The sequence below is a fragment of the Pontibacillus sp. ALD_SL1 genome, assembly GCF_017355605.1.
Window position 1 is genome coordinate 880194 of the sequence record NZ_CP062974.1, and the last position, 19507, is coordinate 899700.

At 42.6% G+C, this 19507-nt stretch carries 22 protein-coding genes; 17 read left to right on the top strand and 5 right to left on the bottom strand.

Features of this window, described 5'->3' with window-relative positions; all coding sequences use genetic code 11:
- Positions 1–76 precede the first annotated feature (76 nt).
- Positions 77–649, bottom strand: a complete 573-nt coding sequence (locus tag IMZ31_RS04460; protein ID WP_207529390.1) for a CYTH domain-containing protein — start codon at positions 647–649, stop codon at positions 77–79.
- 163 nt (positions 650–812) lie between these two features.
- Between IMZ31_RS04460 and IMZ31_RS04465 the strand changes: the two genes are divergently transcribed.
- Genes IMZ31_RS04465 through IMZ31_RS04475 form a run of 3 tightly spaced genes read left to right on the top strand, consistent with a single transcriptional unit; the run spans position 813 to position 3168 of the window.
- Complete coding sequence (locus tag IMZ31_RS04465) at positions 813–1448, top strand: GTP diphosphokinase (protein WP_305849401.1); 636 nt, start codon at positions 813–815, stop codon at positions 1446–1448.
- Positions 1449–1476: 28 nt separating this feature from the next.
- The gene (locus IMZ31_RS04470; RefSeq protein WP_036784872.1) at positions 1477–2277 is read left to right on the top strand and encodes an NAD kinase; all 801 of its coding nucleotides are present in this window, start codon (positions 1477–1479) and stop codon (positions 2275–2277) included.
- Positions 2278–2295: 18 nt separating this feature from the next.
- Entirely contained in the window at positions 2296–3168 is an 873-nt protein-coding gene (locus tag IMZ31_RS04475) for an RluA family pseudouridine synthase (RefSeq protein ID WP_207529392.1), read from the top strand.
- A 50-nt stretch (positions 3169–3218) separates the two neighbouring features.
- Here IMZ31_RS04475 and prpE read toward each other — a convergent pair whose 3' ends face one another.
- The gene (gene prpE, locus IMZ31_RS04480; protein WP_207529393.1) at positions 3219–3971 is read right to left on the bottom strand and encodes a bis(5'-nucleosyl)-tetraphosphatase PrpE; all 753 of its coding nucleotides are present in this window, start codon (positions 3969–3971) and stop codon (positions 3219–3221) included.
- A gap of 353 nt (positions 3972–4324) precedes the next feature.
- On the bottom strand, positions 4325–5500 hold the full coding sequence (locus tag IMZ31_RS04485; RefSeq protein ID WP_207529394.1) for an FtsW/RodA/SpoVE family cell cycle protein: 1176 nt from the start codon (positions 5498–5500) through the stop codon (positions 4325–4327).
- 262 nt (positions 5501–5762) lie between these two features.
- Between IMZ31_RS04485 and mgtE the strand changes: the two genes are divergently transcribed.
- The 8 genes from mgtE to IMZ31_RS04525 all read left to right on the top strand — a co-directional run bounded on the left by mgtE (position 5763) and on the right by IMZ31_RS04525 (position 15075).
- Complete coding sequence (gene mgtE, locus IMZ31_RS04490) at positions 5763–7136, top strand: magnesium transporter (protein ID WP_207529395.1); 1374 nt, start codon at positions 5763–5765, stop codon at positions 7134–7136.
- A gap of 21 nt (positions 7137–7157) precedes the next feature.
- The gene (locus IMZ31_RS04495) at positions 7158–9023 is read left to right on the top strand and encodes a monovalent cation:proton antiporter family protein (RefSeq protein WP_207529396.1); all 1866 of its coding nucleotides are present in this window, start codon (positions 7158–7160) and stop codon (positions 9021–9023) included.
- Positions 9017–9370 carry a hypothetical protein gene (locus tag IMZ31_RS04500; protein WP_207529397.1) on the top strand — a complete coding sequence of 118 codons (354 nt, stop codon included), beginning with the start codon at positions 9017–9019 and terminating at the stop codon, positions 9368–9370. The genes IMZ31_RS04495 and IMZ31_RS04500 overlap by 7 nt, the downstream gene beginning before the upstream one ends.
- Positions 9371–9635: 265 nt before the next feature.
- Positions 9636–10937 carry a homoserine dehydrogenase gene (locus tag IMZ31_RS04505; protein ID WP_207529398.1) on the top strand — a complete coding sequence of 434 codons (1302 nt, stop codon included), beginning with the start codon at positions 9636–9638 and terminating at the stop codon, positions 10935–10937.
- A gap of 2 nt (positions 10938–10939) precedes the next feature.
- Positions 10940–12001, top strand: a complete 1062-nt coding sequence (gene thrC / locus IMZ31_RS04510) for a threonine synthase (RefSeq protein WP_207529399.1) — start codon at positions 10940–10942, stop codon at positions 11999–12001.
- Positions 11998–12906, top strand: a complete 909-nt coding sequence (gene thrB, locus IMZ31_RS04515; RefSeq protein WP_207529400.1) for a homoserine kinase — start codon at positions 11998–12000, stop codon at positions 12904–12906. Before thrC ends, thrB begins: the two co-directional genes overlap by 4 nt.
- Before the next feature lie 172 nt (positions 12907–13078).
- Positions 13079–13858, top strand: coding sequence for an enoyl-ACP reductase FabI (gene fabI, locus IMZ31_RS04520; RefSeq protein ID WP_036784842.1), 780 nt, complete (start codon positions 13079–13081; stop codon positions 13856–13858).
- A 422-nt stretch (positions 13859–14280) separates the two neighbouring features.
- Positions 14281–15075: a CotO family spore coat protein gene (locus tag IMZ31_RS04525; protein ID WP_207529401.1), complete on the top strand. Its 795-nt coding sequence runs from the start codon at positions 14281–14283 to the stop codon at positions 15073–15075.
- Positions 15076–15228: 153 nt separating this feature from the next.
- Here the strand turns inward: IMZ31_RS04525 and IMZ31_RS04530 are convergent, their stop codons facing one another.
- A complete protein-coding gene (locus tag IMZ31_RS04530; RefSeq protein WP_207529402.1) occupies positions 15229–15693 on the bottom strand; it encodes a CotY/CotZ family spore coat protein in 465 nt (154 codons plus the stop codon).
- A 216-nt stretch (positions 15694–15909) separates the two neighbouring features.
- On the opposite strand from IMZ31_RS04530, the gene IMZ31_RS04535 reads away from it, so the two are divergent.
- The 5 genes from IMZ31_RS04535 to IMZ31_RS04555 all read left to right on the top strand — a co-directional run bounded on the left by IMZ31_RS04535 (position 15910) and on the right by IMZ31_RS04555 (position 18478).
- Positions 15910–16167 carry a hypothetical protein gene (locus IMZ31_RS04535; protein ID WP_207529403.1) on the top strand — a complete coding sequence of 86 codons (258 nt, stop codon included), beginning with the start codon at positions 15910–15912 and terminating at the stop codon, positions 16165–16167.
- Positions 16168–16274: 107 nt separating this feature from the next.
- Positions 16275–16613: a DUF1360 domain-containing protein gene (locus IMZ31_RS04540; RefSeq protein ID WP_207529404.1), complete on the top strand. Its 339-nt coding sequence runs from the start codon at positions 16275–16277 to the stop codon at positions 16611–16613.
- 190 nt (positions 16614–16803) lie between these two features.
- Entirely contained in the window at positions 16804–17037 is a 234-nt protein-coding gene (locus tag IMZ31_RS04545; protein ID WP_242705638.1) for a hypothetical protein, read from the top strand.
- A 207-nt stretch (positions 17038–17244) separates the two neighbouring features.
- Positions 17245–17550 (top strand): hypothetical protein, encoded by a 306-nt coding sequence (locus IMZ31_RS04550; protein WP_207529405.1) that lies wholly within the window; start codon positions 17245–17247, stop codon positions 17548–17550.
- 22 nt (positions 17551–17572) lie between these two features.
- On the top strand, positions 17573–18478 hold the full coding sequence (locus tag IMZ31_RS04555; RefSeq protein ID WP_207529406.1) for an MBL fold metallo-hydrolase: 906 nt from the start codon (positions 17573–17575) through the stop codon (positions 18476–18478).
- On the opposite strand, the gene IMZ31_RS04560 is transcribed toward IMZ31_RS04555, so the two are convergent.
- Positions 18475–19146, bottom strand: a complete 672-nt coding sequence (locus IMZ31_RS04560) for a DUF421 domain-containing protein (RefSeq protein WP_207529407.1) — start codon at positions 19144–19146, stop codon at positions 18475–18477. The genes IMZ31_RS04555 and IMZ31_RS04560 overlap by 4 nt on opposite strands.
- A gap of 123 nt (positions 19147–19269) precedes the next feature.
- On the opposite strand from IMZ31_RS04560, the gene IMZ31_RS04565 reads away from it, so the two are divergent.
- Positions 19270–19497, top strand: a complete 228-nt coding sequence (locus tag IMZ31_RS04565; RefSeq protein WP_207529408.1) for a hypothetical protein — start codon at positions 19270–19272, stop codon at positions 19495–19497.
- Positions 19498–19507 lie beyond the last annotated feature (10 nt).

A 19507-nucleotide genomic window follows, 5' to 3' on the forward strand; every position in this document is an offset into this window, starting at 1 on the left:
CCCTTATATAAGGGGAACCGCCTATTTGTTTGGTTTTATTGTAGCAACGGGATGTTCAAAACTTCAACAAATCTGTTTATAGTAGAGATTGGAAAAAACGTTGAATTTTATTAGGAGTCTCTCGTGATGGGATGTTGTGCTCTTGTAATAGTTGTTCAAAAGTAGCTTGTCCGTGTTTGGCTTCATTTGCCTCAAGCTCTAATTCGTAATCAGTAACGTTATTGAAGTGGCTCCGATCAAGAACGACTAGTGTATCGTTGTACTCTTTCTCCATGCGTTCAGTCGTTAATGCACCCTTGAAGCTTAAGTTATTGAACGGGATACCAAGTGATGCTAACTGACCTTCTATATTAGGAGCGGATGTCGGCTGTTCATTCATCCACTTATAAGCTTCCTCTTCTGTCAGCGTATCATGCGTTTCGAGAAGACCGTCAACATGTGGTTCTTTTAATGTTGCTGTCCAGGTATCGCCTTTTTTACGAATGCGAAGGGCGGCAAGCTTTTCTCTAAGATCAAACTGATCGGTTTCAAAGTAATAGTTCGTCTGGGTAAAGCGATCTTCAGTGGAAAAGGCTAAAGCGGTAACGAGTGCTTCATATTCCTCTTCTGTAAGCAAATTCTTAAATTCAATTTCGATTTCTTGTGACATACAAATTCCTCCATTAATGCGGCTTATTTGCCATTTCTATTATTGATGAATGGGATAAAGATTGCAAATATTAATCATGAAATCATTTATGATACAATAGATCACAAGCCAATATCGTGACCCATTTACATAGACGATGATTGGATAAAAGGTGGTGCAAGAATTGAATTGGGAAACGTTTTTAGCTCCGTACAGGCAAGCAGTAGATGAGCTGAAGGTGAAATTAAAGGGGATGAGAGCACAGTATGAATATGGTGCCATGCATTCCCCGATTGAGTTCGTCACAGGTAGGGTAAAACCTATAACAAGTATCCTTGATAAAGCAAGAAAAAAGGATATACCATACTCCAATCTTGAAGATGAAATTCAAGATATAGCAGGCATTCGGGTCGTTTGTCAGTTTGTAGATGACATTTACACAGTCGTGAACATGATTCGAATGCGCAATGACTTTGATATTTTAGAGGAAAAAGACTATATTACGAAGAAAAAAGAGAGTGGCTACAGATCCTACCATATTATTATTGAATACCCTGTTGAAACCATTGAGGGAGAGAAGAAACTGCTTGCAGAGATTCAAATTCGTACGCTGGCTATGAACTTTTGGGCGACAAATGAACATTCATTAAACTATAAATATAGCGGCCAAATCCCGGCTGAAGTGAAGAGCCGTTTAAAAAACGCTTCTGAGGCAGCATTTCGTTTAGATGAAGAAATGTCAAAAATAAAAAGCGAGATTCAAGAAGCACAAGCGATCTTCCGTCAGAAGCATGATCAAAAGGGTACAGATGATGATTGATTCCTAATTTTAAAGGGGGAGAACTCAAGTGAAATTTGCGATTTTGTCAAAAGGGGACAGTGCGTCAGATGAATTCCTGTCCAAGATGAAAAATTACTTAACGGAATTTAACCTGGAATTGGACCATGATGAGCCAGATCTTGTTATATCAATCGGGGGAGACGGTACTTTACTTGAAGCATTCCATACATATATACATCGTCTTGAAGAGACAGCCTTTATCGGGGTTCATACAGGTCACTTAGGATTTTATGCAGACTGGATGCCAAAAGAGTTAGAGAAGTTAATCATTGAGATTGCAAGGACACCTTTTCAAGTTGTGGAGTATCCTTTACTAGAGATTATCATTCGTCCAAAAGGCGACGAGCCAGAAGATAAGTACCTTGCGTTAAATGAATGTTCAGTTAAGACAGCTGAAGGCTCTGTGGTGCTTGATGTAGAAATAAAAGGAGAGCACTTTGAAACTTTCCGAGGCGATGGGTTGTGTATCTCAACGCCATCTGGAAGTACAGCTTACAACAAAGCACTTGGGGGAGCGATTATTCATCCTTCTCTTGAAGCGATTCAAATTGCCGAGATGGCGTCGATTAATAATCGCGTATTCCGTACAGTAGGTTCTCCGCTGATCTTGCCAAAGCATCATACAGCCATGCTTAAGCCGCAGAATGACAAGAGTTTTATGATTACGCTTGATCATATTACGCGGAAGTATTCAGACGTGAAGTCCATACAGTGCCGTGTAGCGAAAGAGAAAGTGCGTTTCGCTCGTTTCCGTCCGTTCCCATTCTGGAAGCGTGTCCATGATTCCTTCATAGCAGACGAACGATAGAAATAGAGGTGTTTTGAAATGAAATTCAAAATCGACCCGAAGCACGACGGAATGCTCGTACGAGATTATTTATATCACGTACGAGCTTTTTCACGTCGTATGGTAAAGGTCATTAAGTACGATCAAGGAATCCTGATCAACGGTTCCCCTGTTACGGTAAGGGCTAAGGTGAGAGCAGGGGACGAGTTACTTGTTCACTTCCCTGCTGAAGAGCGTGGGCCGCACTTAGCATCGGTCCATAAACCCATTTCTGTTCTTTATGAAGATGATGAAGTCATTATTCTCAATAAGCCCCCATTTCTAGCAACGATCCCTTCTGTACATCATTTAGATGATACACTGGGGAACAGGCTCATGGCGTATTATGATCAACATAATATTCCTTTTACCTTACACGTCGTAACACGCCTTGATGCTGACACTTCAGGAGTTGTTCTTGTGGCTAAGAATCGATTTGTTCACTCCCTGTTAGCTAGGAAGCAAGAAGAGGGGGAGATCCACCAGACGTATCAAGCCGTGGTAGAAGGTCATTTGGAGGAGAATGAGGGAACCATCCATGCTCCCATTGACCGAGCACCTGGTTCAATTATTGAACGGTGTGTTGACCCTAGAGGGAAGGCTGCGGTTACTCATTATGTGGTGGTAAAAGAAACGCGCGAAACAAGTCTCGTTCACATACGCTTAGAAACGGGCAGGACACATCAGATTAGAGTTCACTTTAACTATATAGGGCATAGCTTACGTGGTGATTCTTTATATGGTGGAATAATAAAAGGTATCAATAGACAGGCGTTACATTGCAGCTCGATTCGATTTCCTCATCCGATTAGTGGACATGAGATTTATGTGGAGGCTCCTTTACCTGAAGATATGGAAAACCTGATTACATGATAGAGAAATAATATGAGAGGTTGAGTGCACGATTGGCCTCAACCTCTTTTTTAATCATCAAATGATCGGAATTTCTCAGGTACTTCGGGTTGTTTAGAAGGAACGCTGATGATTTTTTCTTCTGGTAAACGAAAGCACGTTAAAGCTCCGCCAAAAATACACCCTGTATCAATATTAACGGTTTTATGTTTGAAACGAGGTTCCAGAACAGGTGTATGGCCATAAACAATCCACCGATCTCCCTCGTAATCATACGCCCAGTCACGTCTCACGGGCCGCCCTAACTCATCGAACTCACCCGTTACATCACCATATAAAACAAAGGTATGAACTTTCTTATTCTTAAACGACTTCCCAATCATATCTTCACGGATCCCAGCATGAGCAACGACTGCATTAGCTTCAGGCTCCTCAAGGTACAATGGCGCTTCTTCATAAAGCATCATGAACTGCTCCTTTATATCTTTTTGCTCTTGTTCAGATAAAGCCTCATATTCCGCCACCGTTGTCTCTAAACCATGCTTCTGTTTGACTGGGTTCCCTTGAAAAAAGCGGTACAATTTATTGCAGTGATTTCCTGGGACATATTTCGCCATCTTGTTGTCTACAACCATTTTATATACAAGGCGAATCACATCAAGAGAAGCCTGCCCTCTGTCTGTTAGATCTCCTACAAATACAGGAATACGACCCTCAGGATGGCGAGGTATACCATCTGTGGTGCTATATCCTAGTTTCTCAAACAGTTCGATGAGTTCATCATAACAACCGTGCACATCTCCAATACAATCGATCTTTTTCATGTAGTAAACCTCCTAGAGTGGAATGTTAGCTAGAGGAACGTTTCCGTTGATTGAAATTGAGAGTAAGGTGGTCCTGGAAATTACTCGCTTTCCGCGGGCGAGCTGTCGAGCCTCCCGCGGGAAAAGGAGCCTAGGGGAGACCCCACAGAGAGCGAAAGCGAACGAGGAGGCTCCCCAGCTCCCCGCAGGAAAGCGAGTTGTCCCCCCTCCATCCCAAGCACTTTCTTGGCAACGGACGTCCCCGGATTAACTATTCCCCCTTCACTTAGCTACCCATATTATAAACACTACCTACATTAAACTTCACCAGAACGAAAAAAGGTGGGAACGCTTGTTTAGCGTTTCCACCTTTTTTACGAATCAAACATATAGGTTCTCGTTCGGGAGCGAATGTTAAGCACAAGCCCGATGGCGAGCATGTAAGTGATTAAAGAACTACCACCGTAGCTAATGAACGGAAGTGGCAAGCCTGTGATTGGAAGAAGCTGAATCGACATGCCGATGTTTTGGAAGATTTGGAACGTAAACATTCCAATTAATCCAACGGTTAAATAGCTTCCGAACGGTTCATTGCTCTCAAGTGCTGTTGTAATCATGCGGTAAATTAATAGGAAGAAAAGCGTGACCACGACGCTTGAACCAATGAATCCGAACTGTTCGGCAATGGCTGTAAAAATCATATCCGTGTGGCGCTCTGGGATATAAACCTGCATTTCGTTGATCCCTTTACCCATCAATTGTCCGGAGCCAATGGCCATCATAGCACGGACAAGTTGATAACCATAATCCTCGTATTCTTCAGGCTGAAGCCAACCATAAAAGCGTCCCGTTACGTGTCCAAAGTCAGATTCAACGAGTAATTTTTCCATCGCCACAGGGAAGAATTGAAACAATCCTATAAGGACAAGGGTAACCATACTAATGATGCCGATGATACTTAATAAAATTCTCCACCGAATTCCTGATACAAGAATGAGTGCAGCTGTAATAGCAGCTAATACAAGGAACGTTCCTAAGTCAGGTTGTTTAGCAATGAGAGCCATCGGAGGTAGAGCCACTCCGACGAGTTTGACAAGAAGCCATAGGTCATACTTCAGGCTTCGTTCAGTTGGGCGTTTTTCATTGTGTCGAACAATAAGATGACTTTGTAAAATGATGAGAAACACTTTCATGAATTCACCAGGTTGAATCGTGTTCCCTGCAATTTTAAACCAACTGCGTGCCCCGTTATTTTCGTGAACAAGGCTAGAAGGGACGTTGAATTCAAGCATTAGTAGCATCATAATGCCAATACCATAGAAAACCCATGCAAGCTGTCGGAAACGGTCATAATCAAATAACATCACTACTCCAATAACAATGGTTCCTAGTGCGTACCATTGCAGTTGTTTCGTAAAGAAATTGGTGTAGTCATACTTAGAAGGAAGCGTCGGCTGAATGGTGTAAAGCGTGAAACAACTTACAGCAGCGATCGCGACTAAAATCATGATGAGTGTAAAGTCTATTTTAAGACCTTGATTGTTGTTCATGAAGGATCCCTTTCTTCTTTCCATAGATTCCGAATTAATATATGTTCCCATATGAAAGTTTACACTATTCTGAGCTGTTTTTTAAGAACTTCTTCCATCGGATTCATTTTGTGTCTTTAGAGGGATACTAATGGAACATTGACAAAAAAAGATGTGGACCTTACGATAAAACGGTCAAATGACTAGGTACCGTGGAAAAGACTGTATATATAGAGACTATTTGAACCACTTCTGGTTAAACGGCGAAAAGGAGGGTTTATCCATGGAATATCTTGAAGACCATGAACGACGCGAATTATGGGACAACATTCAAGATGCATTATTTAATGACCAAATTGACCAATTCCGAGCTGAATTCCTTGAAATTCACCCTTATGACCAGGCGAAGATCTTCGAAGAGCAAACGCAAGATGTGCGTATGCAGATCTATACGTATTTATCACCTGAAGAGATTGCTGAAGTCATGGAGCATATTGACGTGGATGATATAGAAGAGTACTTCACAGAGATGGACCCACGATTCGCCGCGCAAATCTTGGCTGAGATTTCAACGGATGATGCTGCTGACATTTTAAATGAGCTTGATAAAAACCAAGTGGCTAGCTTCCTGACCATAATGGATAAGGAATCGGCTTCTGATATCAAAGAACTTCTGTACTATGAAGAGAAAACGGCTGGTAGTATTATGACCACAGAATTCGTTGTGGTCCGCGCGAATCAAACCGTACGGGAAGCCATGCTTCATTTAAAAAGTGAAGCACCTGATGCTGAGACGATCTACTATGTGTTCGTTATTGATGAGGACAAGCATTTAGTTGGTGTTATATCCTTAAGAGATCTTATTATAGCAGAAGAAGATTGGTATATTTCTGAAGTGATGAGTGACCGAGTTGTTTCGGTGCAAGTTGGCGAAGATCAGGAAGACGTAGCTCAATTAATGCGTGACTATGACTTTCTGGCGCTTCCTGTTGTTGATTTTCAGAATCACATGCTAGGTATTATCACAGTCGATGACATCATGGACGTTATGGAAGAAGAGGCGAGTGATGACTATTCAAAGCTTGCTGGTGTATCTGATTTGGATCGTCCGGATGAGAATGCATTACAAGCGGCTAAGAAAAGGTTGCCCTGGCTTGTAATCCTACTATTCTTAGGGATGATGACCGCGAGCTTGATTGGTCGATTTGAAGAAACATTAAATCAAGTCGCCATACTTGCTGTCTTTATTCCGCTTATTGCTGGTATGGCTGGTAATACAGGAACGCAAGCGTTGGCGGTTGCTGTACGAGGTCTTGCAACGGGGGAACATGAGAAAGAGGGGATTATTAAGCTTGTCTTCCGAGAAGCTGGAACAGGTGTGATTACCGGTCTTACATGCGGTGTACTGGTTACGTTCATTGTGTATTTCTGGCAAGGTGATTTTTACCTCGGATTACTCGTTGGAATTTCCATTATGTCGACGCTTATTGTCGCGACACTTGCGGGTGCATTAGTTCCTTTACTCATGCACAAATTAAATGTAGACCCAGCTGTAGCTTCAGGTCCATTTATTACGACCATTAACGATATTATTTCAATCTTAATCTATTTCGGTATGGCAACGACGTTTTTACGTTTGCACTTATTGATTTCCTAGAAGTAAAGGAGGGCTAAGTGAATGGAACACGGTTCTGCATCTGTTACATCACTTGTGATTGTTGTCATCGCAGCATTCTTGACGCCCATCATCCTTCATCGTTTTCGTTTAAAGACCATCCCTGTTGTGGTGGCGGAAATTATCGTTGGACTGATCATTGGTCAGAGTGGCTTTGACTTAGTAAATGAAGGCATGTGGCTTGAAACCTTGTCCACTTTAGGGTTTATCTTCCTCATGTTCCTTAGTGGACTTGAGATTGATTTCTCTGCCTTCGCGGGAAAGAAAAAGAAAGAAACCCTCCCAAGCGGTGGAGAAGCCCCGAACACATTAGTCGTGGCTTCTGGTATGTTCTTATTCATTCTTGTGCTGTCACTTGGACTATCCTATTTATTTGTTCTGGCTGGTTTTATCGATAATGTCTTTCTAATGACATTGATTATCTCAACGATCTCATTGGGAGTCGTTGTACCAACGCTAAAAGATTCGCAAATGCTACGGAGCAACATTGGTCAAATTGTGTTACTCGTAACGGTAATTGCTGACTTAACGACAATGATTTTGCTCGCTGTATTCGTATCGATTTATGGAGGAGAGGAAAGCTCCAGTATGTGGCTTCTTCTCATTCTGTTCGGAGCCGGTGTAGCCATTTACTTTGTCGGAAAATACTTTCAAAATCGCTCCTTTGTGGAGACGATGTCGAAAGGTACCATCCAAATTGATACCCGCGCCGTGTTCACGATCATTCTCATTTTGGTCGGAATTTCAGAAACAGTAGGTGCTGAGAATATTCTTGGTGCATTCTTAGCGGGTGTTGTTGTCGCTTTATTATCTCCTAATCAGGAAATGGTCAAGCGGCTTGATAGTTTCGGCTATGGCTTCTTAATTCCGATCTTCTTCGTGATGGTCGGTGTAGGAATCAATATTCCGAAACTGTTCCAAGATCCTAAGATTCTACTGCTTATGCCATTACTGTTCGTGGCGCTCGTGATTGCTAAAATGATTCCAGCGCTTATCCTAAGAAAGTGGTATTCGTGGAAAGAAGTCTTTGCGACTGGATCCATTCTGACTGCGAAACTTTCACTTGTCATTGCTGCTGCTACCATCGGAGAGAAGATGGGACTCATCAGTACGAGAATGGAAGGAGCGCTCATTCTTGTCTCTGTTGTATCTTGTCTAGTAGCCCCTGTTATCTTTAAGAAGCTTTATTCTCATGAAGAGGAAACAGAGCATGTTCAGCAAGTGGCTTTCATCGGTTCGAATCGAATGACATTACCGGTTGTGCGTGAGCTTGATCCTAAGCTTTACAAAACGCATCTGTATCATACAAAAGTCGATAAAATCGATGAAAAAGTAAGCCGTTCTTGCTTTGATATTAATGAAGTAGAAGAATACGACGCAGCATTGTTGGAGGGTCAAGGGGTATTCAATGTGGATCTTCTTGTTGCATCAATAGGTGATGAACAACTGAACACAGAGATTGCCCTTTATGCAAAAGAACAAGGCGTTGAACGTGTCATCGCACGAGCTGAATCCCCCGAACTTGATCAGAAGCTTCGTGAAAATGGAGTCGAAGTATTCTCTGTATTCTTATCATCGAAAGCATTGTTAAAAGCACTTATTACCGCACCAAACGTTGTGGACATCTTAACCAATCAAGAGAGTTACTTGTATCAGATTGAGATGAATAACAATGAATATGACGGCATGTACATCCGAAACTTCCCGTTCACAGGAGATGTCATCATGGTCCGCATATTCCGCAATAATGAATCCATCATTCCGCACGGAGATACAGAACTGAAGACCGGTGACCAACTCGTTGTTACAGGATCTTCTGAGTACGTTGAAGAACTTCGCTTTGACCTCGAATTCTGTGAACTGTGCTAATCAAACCAAAAAAGCTTCGGTCCGTTACGGACCGAAGCTTTTTTGGTTTTAGTGCAATGTATGGCGGTGAGAGTGACGGGACGCGCGCCGGGAGTGACGGGACGCGTGGTGAGAGCGTCGAGACGAGCGCCGTAAGTGACGGGAAGCGTGGCAAGAGTGTCGGAACGAGCGCCGTAAGTGTCGAGACGCGCAGTAAGAGTGTCGGGACGAGCGCCGTAAGTGTCGGAACGCGTGGCAGAAGTGTCGAGACAAGTAGCGAAAGCGCCAGGACGCACAGCAAAAGTGTCGAGACGAGACACACAAAAACGAAAGCAGTACATAATGTCAAACAAGCTTTTACGCATTAGAGAGATAACGGGTGTCAGACACCCATTACCTCTCTAATGCGTAAAAGCGATTCAAGATACTTTTTTTCATTTTTTTATTTTGGTTTTATGTAAGCGGTTAACATGTTGAGGGTGTTCGTTTTTCGAGGCTTGTTAGGTGAGAGGTGCATTCTTAGTTAATTATGAATTTTCCGATAACGGTTGTGTTTAGTAGGGAGCCTCTTTATAATGTCTTTAATAGAAGTACATATGTACGTTTTGTATAGACAATAAGGAGGGGAAAGCGATGCAAGATAAGAAATTAAACGTAGGATTATGTGGACTAGGAACAGTAGGAACAGGTGTTGTAGAGATTTTACAGAACCACCAGGAAGACATTGTACACCAGGTGGGATGCTCGATTGATGTAAAGCGCATTCTTGTAAACAATCTTAGCAAACCACGTGGGGCATCGGTTGATCCTTCTTTATTAACCGATCAAGTAGATGAACTTGTAAATGACCCTGACATCGACATCATTGTAGAGGTTATGGGTGGTATAGAAGATACGTATCACGTTCTTGAGCGAGCTGTCCAGAACGGTAAACATGTTGTTACAGCGAATAAAGATATGATGGCTGTACACGGTGGCAAGTTAATGGAACTTGCCAAGGAGAAACATTGTGATATTCGCTATGAAGCAAGTGTGGCAGGTGGGATTCCGATTATTGGATCTCTTACAAACGGGCTAGCTTCAGACCGTGTTAATAAGATGATGGGGATTGTGAACGGCACAACGAACTATATCTTAACAAAGATGGTTGATGAGAAGCGCACGTTCGAGGACGTATTGAAAGAAGCACAGGATCTTGGATTCGCAGAAGCAGACCCGACTTCAGATGTAGACGGGTTAGATGCTGCGCGTAAGATCAGTCTACTTTCAACGCTGGCATTTAAAATGCAAACCGTTCTAGATGACGTTGAAGTAAGCGGAATTCGTGGCATTTCTTCTGAAGACCTTTCTTACGCAGCTCAACTTGGCTATACAATGAAGCTATTAGGCATTGCAAGCCGTGAGAATGGAAAAGTAGAAATGAGTGTGCAGCCAACACTTGTTCCGAATGCCCATCCTCTTGCAGGTATTAAAGATGAATATAATGCAGTATACGTGTACGGGGACGCAGTTGGAGAGACGATGTTCTATGGTCCTGGTGCTGGTAAACTCCCAACTGCAACAGCTGTTGTGTCTGACTTAATGGATGTTGTGAAAAACGTTCGCCTTGGTGTAACAGGTGAGTCATCTGTTTCTCCTCACTATGATAAACAAATGAAAACGAAGGATGAGATCTTCTCGAAATTCTTCGTACGTTTAGAAGGAGAAGATGAAGCGGGCACATTCCTCGCCATTACACAAGAATTCGCAAATAGTGGTGTTTCCCTGGATAAAATTTTGCAAATGCCAGTTGAAGGGCATGACGCTGCTGATATTATTTTAATTACGCACAATGCAAGTCGATTCCAGATGGATGCTATCCTTCATGCATTAGAAGAAATTGAAGCGGTTCGATCCATCCATAGCGTGTATCGAGTTGAAGGAGAGGGGAATTAACCATGGCTTGGAAAGGTCTTCTATCACATTATGAATCTCTATTACCTATAACAGAAGAAACACCAAAGCTTACGTTACTAGAGGGGAATACACCTTTACTTCCACTTGAAAAGCTGTCAAAAGAATATGGCATTGAGGCCTATGTGAAGATTGAAGGCGCCAATCCTACTGGTTCTTTTAAAGATCGTGGGATGGTTATGGCCATGGCGAAAGCTGTTGAAGAGGGGGCTGAAGCGGTCATCTGTGCCTCAACAGGAAACACGTCAGCAGCGGCGGCTGCCTACGCAGCGCGGGCCGGCTTACGTTGTATCATCGTAATTCCAGATGGCAAAATTGCACAAGGCAAACTTGCTCAAGCCGTGATGTATGGGGCTGAAGTGTACGCCATTGAAGGGAATTTCGACGAAGCTTTGAAAATCGTAAAGCACCTGGCTGAAACAGATAACTTCACACTGGTGAACTCGATTAATCCGTACCGTATTGAAGGACAAAAGACATCCGCTTTTGAAGTATGCGATGTGTTAGGGAAGGCACCTGACCATCTGCTTATTCCAGTCGGCAACGCTGGTAATATTACAGCGTATTGGAAAGGGTTCAAGGAGTACCATAAAGCCTATCATACAGGTTTACCGAACATGCGAGGATTTGAAGCGAGTGGCTCTGCTGCCATTGTTAGGGGAAAGGTCATTGATCAGCCGGAAACCCTTGCCACAGCTATTCGGATCGGAAATCCGGCTAGCTGGGATCATGCTTTAAAAGCAACGAGTGAATCTCATGGTGCTATAGGCGAAGTTACGGATGAAGAGATCGTAGAAGCTTATCAATGGTTGGCTGAAAACGAAGGGGTTTTTGCTGAACCGGCTTCCTGTGCGTCCATCGCTGGAGTATTTAAATCTCTTAAACAAGGGAACGTTTCAAAAGGTTCACAAGTCGTATGCGTGTTAACCGGAAATGGATTGAAGGATCCGACAACCGCAATCGAGAAAAGTACCATCCAGCCAACCGTTCTTCCTAACGATCTTGAAAAAGTAACAGATGCCATCCAAAACGGAGTGGTCTCATGATACGCATTCGTGTACCAGCCAGTTGTGCCAACCTAGGACCAGGCTTTGACTCCATTGGCGTTGCTTTAAATCTGTATCTTGAAGTACAGGCAGAACCTTCAGATGCATGGTATTTTGAAGCGACTTCTGAGTCTGTTAAAGGGATGCCTAAGGATACTCAAAATGTCATTTATCAAGCTGCTCAATTTTCCGCTACTAAACGAGGGTATGAACACTTACCTCCTCACAGGGTTGAAGTTGCAAGTGAGGTCCCTGTAGCGAGGGGGCTTGGCAGTAGTGCCTCGGCGATTGTGGCGGGTATTGAATTAGCTGATCATATACTAGATCTGCATCTTTCTGAAACAGAAAAGGTCTCGTACGCTTCTCAGATAGAAGGGCATCCAGATAACGTAGTGCCCTCTGTCACAGGGAGCGGGGTCATCGCCTATCAAGAAGGAGAAGATGTCAGTTGGACGACTGTTCCATTTCAAGACGTATGCTTTCTAGCTGCTATTCCTTCATTTGATCTGAAAACAAGTGAAGCAAGGGACGTTCTGCCCTCAGAACTTTCGTATAAAAAAGCAGTAGAAGGAAGTGCTGTCGCTAATGTTCTTGTCGCTGCTTTAGCGAAAGGAGACTGGGCACTTGCTGGGAAGATGATGGAGAAAGATCGCTATCATCAGCCATATCGCGGGGCGTTGATACCACATTATGACGAACTGCGAAACTACTTAAATCGTCAAGGTGTTTACGGGACGTTTATGAGTGGAGCAGGGCCAACGGTTATGAGTCTGATTCCAACTGAGCAAGGGGCATTCATTACAGAAAGCTCTCAAAGAGCTTATCCAAACTTTGAGTGGAAGCGGCTCTCTGTTGATTATAGCGGCTCCGTTGTAACGACAGAAAAGATTGAGACAAAATCATAAATAAGGTGCTCCGATTAAAGGAGCACCTTTTTTCGTGAAAAGGTTTTGAATGGGTCTAAGGATGGGGATACTAGAAAGGAATTGTGTTTTTGTTTGATTTTGTTTAGAATAGTAGCAGGTACTAATAACAAGTAATAACTATAGACACATTTTCTCCGAGGAGGACGAAAGAATGAATATGTCATTACAAGGTCGTACATATGTTGTGATGGGAGTGGCCAACAAGCGAAGCATCGCCTGGGGTATTGCTCAGTCACTACACAATGCAGGAGCACGCTTGATCTTCACATACGCTGCAGAGCGTTTCGAGAAATCAGTCCGTGACCTGGCTGCAACTCTAGAAGGTGGAGAAGAATCCCTTTTCTATCAGTGTGATGTAACAGATGATGAGAACATCATGGAAACGTTCCAACAGATTCAAAACGATGTTGGTGTCATCCACGGATTAGCTCATTGTATTGCTTTTGCTAACAAAGATGAACTAAAAGGTGACTTCTTAAATACGAGCCGTGATGGCTTCTTAACAGCTCACAATATCAGCTCTTATTCCTTAACAGCTGTATCTCGTGCTGTACAACCTCTTATGTCAGAAGGCGGCGGGATTGTAACCTTAACATACCTAGGCGGTGAGCGCGTTGTACCGAACTACAACGTCATGGGTGTTGCGAAAGCAAGTCTTGATGCGAGCGTGAAATACCTTGCTGAAAGTCTTGGTAAACACGGCATTCGCGTCAACGCGATTTCTGCTGGCCCAATCCGTACGCTATCTGCTAAAGGTGTAGGCGACTTCAATTCGATCCTAAAAGACATTGAAGAGCGCGCGCCACTACGTCGTCCAACGACTCAAGATGAAGTGGGCGACACAGCTTACTTCCTACTAAGTGACTTCTCCCGCGGTGTAACAGGCGAGATGATTCACGTTGACTCTGGCTTCCACATTATCGGACGCTAAACTTATACGAATTTGTTTAAAAGCCCAAGGCTCTGCCTTGGGCTTTTTTGTATGGGAATAATGTCTGCCAGAAGTTGAGAGAAGTTACGAAAACAAGCATAGCAGTTACTAAAGTCGGGTGGGAAGTTGCTAAAACGAAAGTAAATTCACCAAAAACAGAGGAGAACTTACGAAATGAAGCTGAGAAGTTACAGAAAGAGCCTAAGAAGTTACCAAAGTTGGGTGGGAAGTTGCTTAAATGAAAGTAATGTTACCAAAAACAGAAGAAAACTTACGAAAAGAGCAAAGCAGTTTATGAAGCGGCTAACTAGATCCCTTATTTCTTCCGTAAGAAAATGAGTCTTAAAAACTAGGCACATCCCCCATGTCTTTTGCATAGGCTATAGTGTAGATTAATGATTATATAGGGGGAGTGTGTATATATGGCTAAGAAGAAAAAGGAACGTGTAAAGCAGCCGATGTTGTATATTACACAGCCTGACTTTGAGAAGGCGTCGCCGAATATGCAGTCTGTGTATCGTACGGAGAGGAAGTCGTTAACAAAGAAGAGTGAAGAAACACAAGACTCCGAGTCGCAATTTGAGGCGAGCGCGGAGGCAGCAGAAAAAGAAAAAGCGTCTAACTCACAAGATCCCCCTGCTCAAGAAAGATCTAAACGGGGACAACAGCGCCGTAAACGTTATTCGCTAGGGCTTGGGGAACCTGATCGCTCTAGGCCGGCAGGGTATGATCCATTTTTAGGCCGTCCAGATCCTTTTGCAGTATCTAAAGAAGATCATGTTGAGGGGGAGCAAGAGAGTGAGATTGATCTTCAGGAGCCCCAGAAAGACCAGGAGTCAGAATTGGAAGCTTCAACAAGTGTTGAACAGAAACAGTCCAAATCGTTAGATGATTTCTCAGAACCTGAATCACTCAGTGAAGGAACTCAAGATACGGAAACAAAAGAGCGCCAGAATAAGCGGCGCGTATCCTTTACCAACAGGAACCGTCGCAGCAGATTTAAAGATATGAGTCTAGAAGATAGAGTAGATTATTTCGTTAACTTGCCTTCTCAAGTTCCGAGGATGAAGTGTGAGGTTATTACGGATGAAGAGCGATATAAGGGATGGATTGAAGATTATGAAGAAGGAACTGTATATATGAAAATCCTTCAGCGACCGTTCCGCGTAGAAGTTCCGTTTGAAGACATTAACGACATTGTGTTGAGAGGGTTTTAAAGAGCTGCTAAAAGCAGCTCTTTTTTTATACACAAAAAGCCAGGCTCCTTTAAAGGAACCTGACTTTTTTACATCAAGCTTCAGCCCCTCAGCAACTAACTCCGGTTCAGTCCAGTCTGTACGTTGCTAATCGGGGGCTTCCGCTTTTATTCACTAAGCTCTTGCGTTGATCGCAGGAAGGCAAGTGATGTGACAGAAGCAGTTTAGGTCAACTGTGATGCAGATACCAGTTGCGCGCAGGTTACTTGTGTCCTGGTCGCTTGGTGATTTGATGTGGCACTCTTCAGAAGAATGAGGTGTAACAAGTAGCTCAAGAAGTGCGCACTCGCAATCTTCGTCTACCTCTTTAACGCGGAAGATGAAGCTTTCGCGGATCTTATCGATTTCGTTGCGACGAGCGCCGAAGCCTTTAAATGGTTTGCAATCTTTGCAATAAAGAATTACAGGTACCGTGTCTCTGTTTGTGTTACCGCGGTCCCCCATTAAATCACTAATTGACTCTTCACAGCTAGAATTACAATCATTCGATACGTCGTTCTGTGCGTCAACGATTTCTTTAAGGATGTCACATACACAACCTTCAGAAGCTGACTCAACTCTGTTCTTTCCACAACCCATGTGTCATTTCCCCTTTCTGGACGTTTTGACTTATTGTCTTTAATAGAATATGTCGGGAGCCTCCATGTGTGTGGGCAGAAGCCTGTATTTTTCTGAAAGGCTTGATGAAAAAATCCAGGGCGCTTTTCTTAATAAACAGGGCATTAGCCCAAACACACCCAATCCATCATACATAGGATACTAGCGAGTAAAGATTTATAAAGGAGTGGACCAACTGTGTCAGAGAAAAGAAAAAAAGTCATCCATGTAGATGAAGTGATCATTAAAGCAGAAAACGTGGTCATTGAACCACAACGCCCTCATCGCAGAGACCGTAACGATGAAGATCGTTTTGACCCATTCTTCGGCCCTCGCCGTGCCCAGGTTGAAAGTGAAACGGAAGAAGAGCATGTAGAGCTAGAAGAAGAAGTTGAAGAAGTTCATGAAGAGGGAGAAGAAGGCGAAGATCGTCGCCCTCCGTTCTCCTGGATCTAATCACTGATAAATGGTCCTTTTCCCTTTTTAGGGGCAAAGGACTTTTTATTTTGATAATCAAATGGACAACCCTCTATTCATATACTTCATTAAAGGACGTGAGGCATATGGGGTTAACGTGGATGGAATTATTGATTCTAGTATTAGCCAGCTTTCGAGTTACAAGATTGCTTGTCTATGACACGATTACAGATTGGATCAGAAAGCCATTTCATAAGGAAGTCGAACAAGTAAGTGAAAACGGAGAGACTGAGGTCTTTATTGAAGTGAAAGGAAAAGGATTGCAAAGGTTCGTTGGCGAATTACTTAGTTGTCACTGGTGTACAGGGGTTTGGGTGTCTGCACTTGTGTACGGCACTTTTCTATTTTTCCCTATACTCATCCCTCTGTGGATTATATTTGCCATAAGTGGCGGAACTGCACTATTATTTAAACTTTTTGACTAGAGAGAGGTACCTACCCATACAAATAAATTGCTTCTTTCATATACTAAGACGAGGGCATAGTTTATTAGAAAGGGTGGTGGAGAAGTTGAAGAGTAAAAAAACAGCTTCACAGAATGCCTCATTGAAACCAAAACCCGTATCCCCGAAGAAAAAGAAAGGCTGCGGTTGTGGAAAGAAGAAGTCGAAGTAAATGCCTAGAATTCGAATCTTCGAACCCCGTTGGATGAAACCTTTCCACGATGTTAATAAGCATATGGATCTAAAGGAGTCTTGGTTTCAGTTTCCAGAAAAGAAAAAAGCTAAATTTGATAAAGATTTTCAGTCTTTTCATACATCCCATGACGAATGGCATAAATCATTCCAAGAAGGAATTAACGAGATTGAAAAGGCGATGAACGAATTAGAGAAAAAGATGGAAGGCTAGGTCTCTGGATAGGGACCTTTTTTATATTGTATTTATGCTAGCGTGGGGCCCCTGCTCTTATGAATGCTTGGGTGTTCTGGGAAAGCGAGTGATTTCCGGAGCCACCTTACTCTCATTTAAAGTAAATGGAAACAACTAGTTAAACAGGCATATTATATGGAAGAAACGGGTAGAGTAACGTAAGGATCTAAAAAGGAGTGATAGGATATGGGATACATTTTACCAATACCGCACTACCAATATAGCGATTATCGTGAGCGAGTTGAACGCACGAAGCGTGATCCATTCCCGATTGACCGAGTATTTAAATTAGATTTAGATCAACAATTAGATAACCCAGAGCCAAAAGAAGAGGATCGGAAAGATTACCAGTTTTATAACGAACAACTAACGAAGCAGCATAAGCCTGATTTATATGCGCCGGGTTCTGTACATGTTGGGAAGACGCGGAAGACGCACAGAATTTATTCTGACTTAACAGGAATTGGGCGGCATTTTAACGAAAGTATTTAGAAATGCCTAAGGAGTCGAAATCATGCAGCTGATTCAAATTAATTCAAACTGCTATTATTTTAGCGGATCTGTCAATATAGGGTACATTAATCAAGGGGAGTCGGGAATGATTGTGGATGCAGGAATCGACTCCCAAACGATGAAGAAAGTATTAAAGAAACTAGATCATGAAGGATTGCCTGTTACGCACCTTTTTATTACCCATGCGCACTCCGATCATTATGGAGGCGGGTCTTATTTACAACAGGATCGAGCAATTTATACGTTTGCTCCTTATTATGAGGAAGCCATTTTACGTAATCCTTCCATCGAGCCCTTATACTTATTCGGTGGGAATGACCCATTACCGGAACTACGGAATAAATTTTTAGAGGGAAACTCCATTTTTGTAGATGAGGTATTGCAAGAAGGAGTCTACGAGAGAGATGGCTTCAATTTTACGACGTATTTGTTGCCGGGGCATAGCTATTACCAGCTTGGGATCAAAATTCATGATTGTTTGTATGTAGGAGACGCCTACTTTAGCGAAGAGCAGCTGCATAAGCATAAGATCCCTTTCCTAACGGACGCTCACCTTGCTATTCAATCGTTGTACAAGCTAAAAGAAATTCATACAAAAGGGGCAATTCCTGGTCATGGAGAATATGAAGAGGATTTCCATGATACGGTTGATGCCAATATTGCTTATCACCATGAACTGATTCATATGTTATGGGCTTATATTGAGGCAGAAAAGCTTGTATCGCATGAAGAACTTATCGCGTATATGTGTAATACGTATCAAGTGAAGGTGGACCAACTTCCTCAATGGCTCTTATTCCGTACAGCTGTCACGGCATACTTAATTGCTTTATTGAAACAAGATCAAGTTGGTTATAAGATTCAAGACTACCGGTGGATGTTCTATATAAAAGAAGGAGAAGCTTAGTATGGGACCACATACAAGGCTTCTCCTTCTTTATATTCTACATACATTAATTCTTTAGCGGACTGAATGTTTTGTTTTCGTAGTTCTTGATTTAACCAATCCTCTGTCAAACCAGCTTCCTCCAGATTATCCCATAGAATTTCTCCATCGCTAACGAGTGTACGAGGCAAGTAGACACGTTCTGGTTTTAAATTGAGATCTCCGCGGCTTGGGGATTGTTCGAGTGATTTCTTTAACACCGATACTGTTCCATCTGTTTCAAGTACGGCATACTCCACTTCTTGTATGGAAAAAACATCTTTTGAGCGGAGCAAATGCTGTAACTGATTAATATCAAGCTTTCCTTTGTTCATGAGTTCTTTCTGAATTTTTCCTTCATATATAATAATCGTAGGTCGCCCTTCAAGCAAAGCGCGCGAACCTTTGAATTTCTCGGTGATCCATTCTGTTACATAAATAAGAATTCCCCAGCAGAACACAGCGAAAAGGACTTGAGATATGCCGACATCTTTATCATAAAGCGCATTACCGACAAGTTCTCCAAGGACAAGTGCAGCGATGAAATCGAAAGCAGTAATCTGGGTAATTTGAGATTTCCCTAGTACTTTAGTTAAGACGAATAAGCACAAGAATCCAATGATGGTTTCAACTAGTATGGAACTATACATCAATCTCCCCTCATCCTTTCTTTATTCCTCTAACCATTTTTGCCAAAAGAGGGGGAGGGTATACAAAGAAGTCGACGCCCGTTAAGATGAAACCTGAACACTATGCGAGGGGGATAGGCCTCATTGATCCATAAACTTTTATTTATAGTTAGTATTATTGCACTTGCGCTTTATGCTTGGACAGGAAATCAACTAGTAGATGAGGATGTGTTGCTTACTATTGCAATCGGGGGATTTGTAGCTTCAATCTTACTAACATTCCTAATTAAAGTAGGGAAATTCCTGCTTACGGTAACCGCTCTACTATTGCTTGGATTGATCGCATTCCAATATGTACTGCCTGCACTATAGAGGAATACAA

Coding starts and splice junctions, on each gene's coding strand:
- IMZ31_RS04460 (WP_207529390.1), bottom strand. CDS start 649: ATGTCACAAGAAATCGAAATTGAATTTAAGAATTTGCTTACAGAAGAG.
- IMZ31_RS04475 (WP_207529392.1), top strand. CDS start 2,296: ATGAAATTCAAAATCGACCCGAAGCACGACGGAATGCTCGTACGAGAT.
- prpE (WP_207529393.1), bottom strand. CDS start 3,971: ATGAAAAAGATCGATTGTATTGGAGATGTGCACGGTTGTTATGATGAA.
- IMZ31_RS04485 (WP_207529394.1), bottom strand. CDS start 5,500: ATGAACAACAATCAAGGTCTTAAAATAGACTTTACACTCATCATGATT.
- mgtE (WP_207529395.1), top strand. CDS start 5,763: ATGGAATATCTTGAAGACCATGAACGACGCGAATTATGGGACAACATT.
- IMZ31_RS04495 (WP_207529396.1), top strand. CDS start 7,158: ATGGAACACGGTTCTGCATCTGTTACATCACTTGTGATTGTTGTCATC.
- IMZ31_RS04505 (WP_207529398.1), top strand. CDS start 9,636: ATGCAAGATAAGAAATTAAACGTAGGATTATGTGGACTAGGAACAGTA.
- thrC (WP_207529399.1), top strand. CDS start 10,940: ATGGCTTGGAAAGGTCTTCTATCACATTATGAATCTCTATTACCTATA.
- thrB (WP_207529400.1), top strand. CDS start 11,998: ATGATACGCATTCGTGTACCAGCCAGTTGTGCCAACCTAGGACCAGGC.
- fabI (WP_036784842.1), top strand. CDS start 13,079: ATGAATATGTCATTACAAGGTCGTACATATGTTGTGATGGGAGTGGCC.
- IMZ31_RS04525 (WP_207529401.1), top strand. CDS start 14,281: ATGGCTAAGAAGAAAAAGGAACGTGTAAAGCAGCCGATGTTGTATATT.
- IMZ31_RS04530 (WP_207529402.1), bottom strand. CDS start 15,693: ATGGGTTGTGGAAAGAACAGAGTTGAGTCAGCTTCTGAAGGTTGTGTA.
- IMZ31_RS04540 (WP_207529404.1), top strand. CDS start 16,275: ATGGGGTTAACGTGGATGGAATTATTGATTCTAGTATTAGCCAGCTTT.
- IMZ31_RS04545 (WP_242705638.1), top strand. CDS start 16,804: ATGCCTAGAATTCGAATCTTCGAACCCCGTTGGATGAAACCTTTCCAC.
- IMZ31_RS04550 (WP_207529405.1), top strand. CDS start 17,245: ATGGGATACATTTTACCAATACCGCACTACCAATATAGCGATTATCGT.
- IMZ31_RS04555 (WP_207529406.1), top strand. CDS start 17,573: ATGCAGCTGATTCAAATTAATTCAAACTGCTATTATTTTAGCGGATCT.
- IMZ31_RS04560 (WP_207529407.1), bottom strand. CDS start 19,146: ATGTATAGTTCCATACTAGTTGAAACCATCATTGGATTCTTGTGCTTA.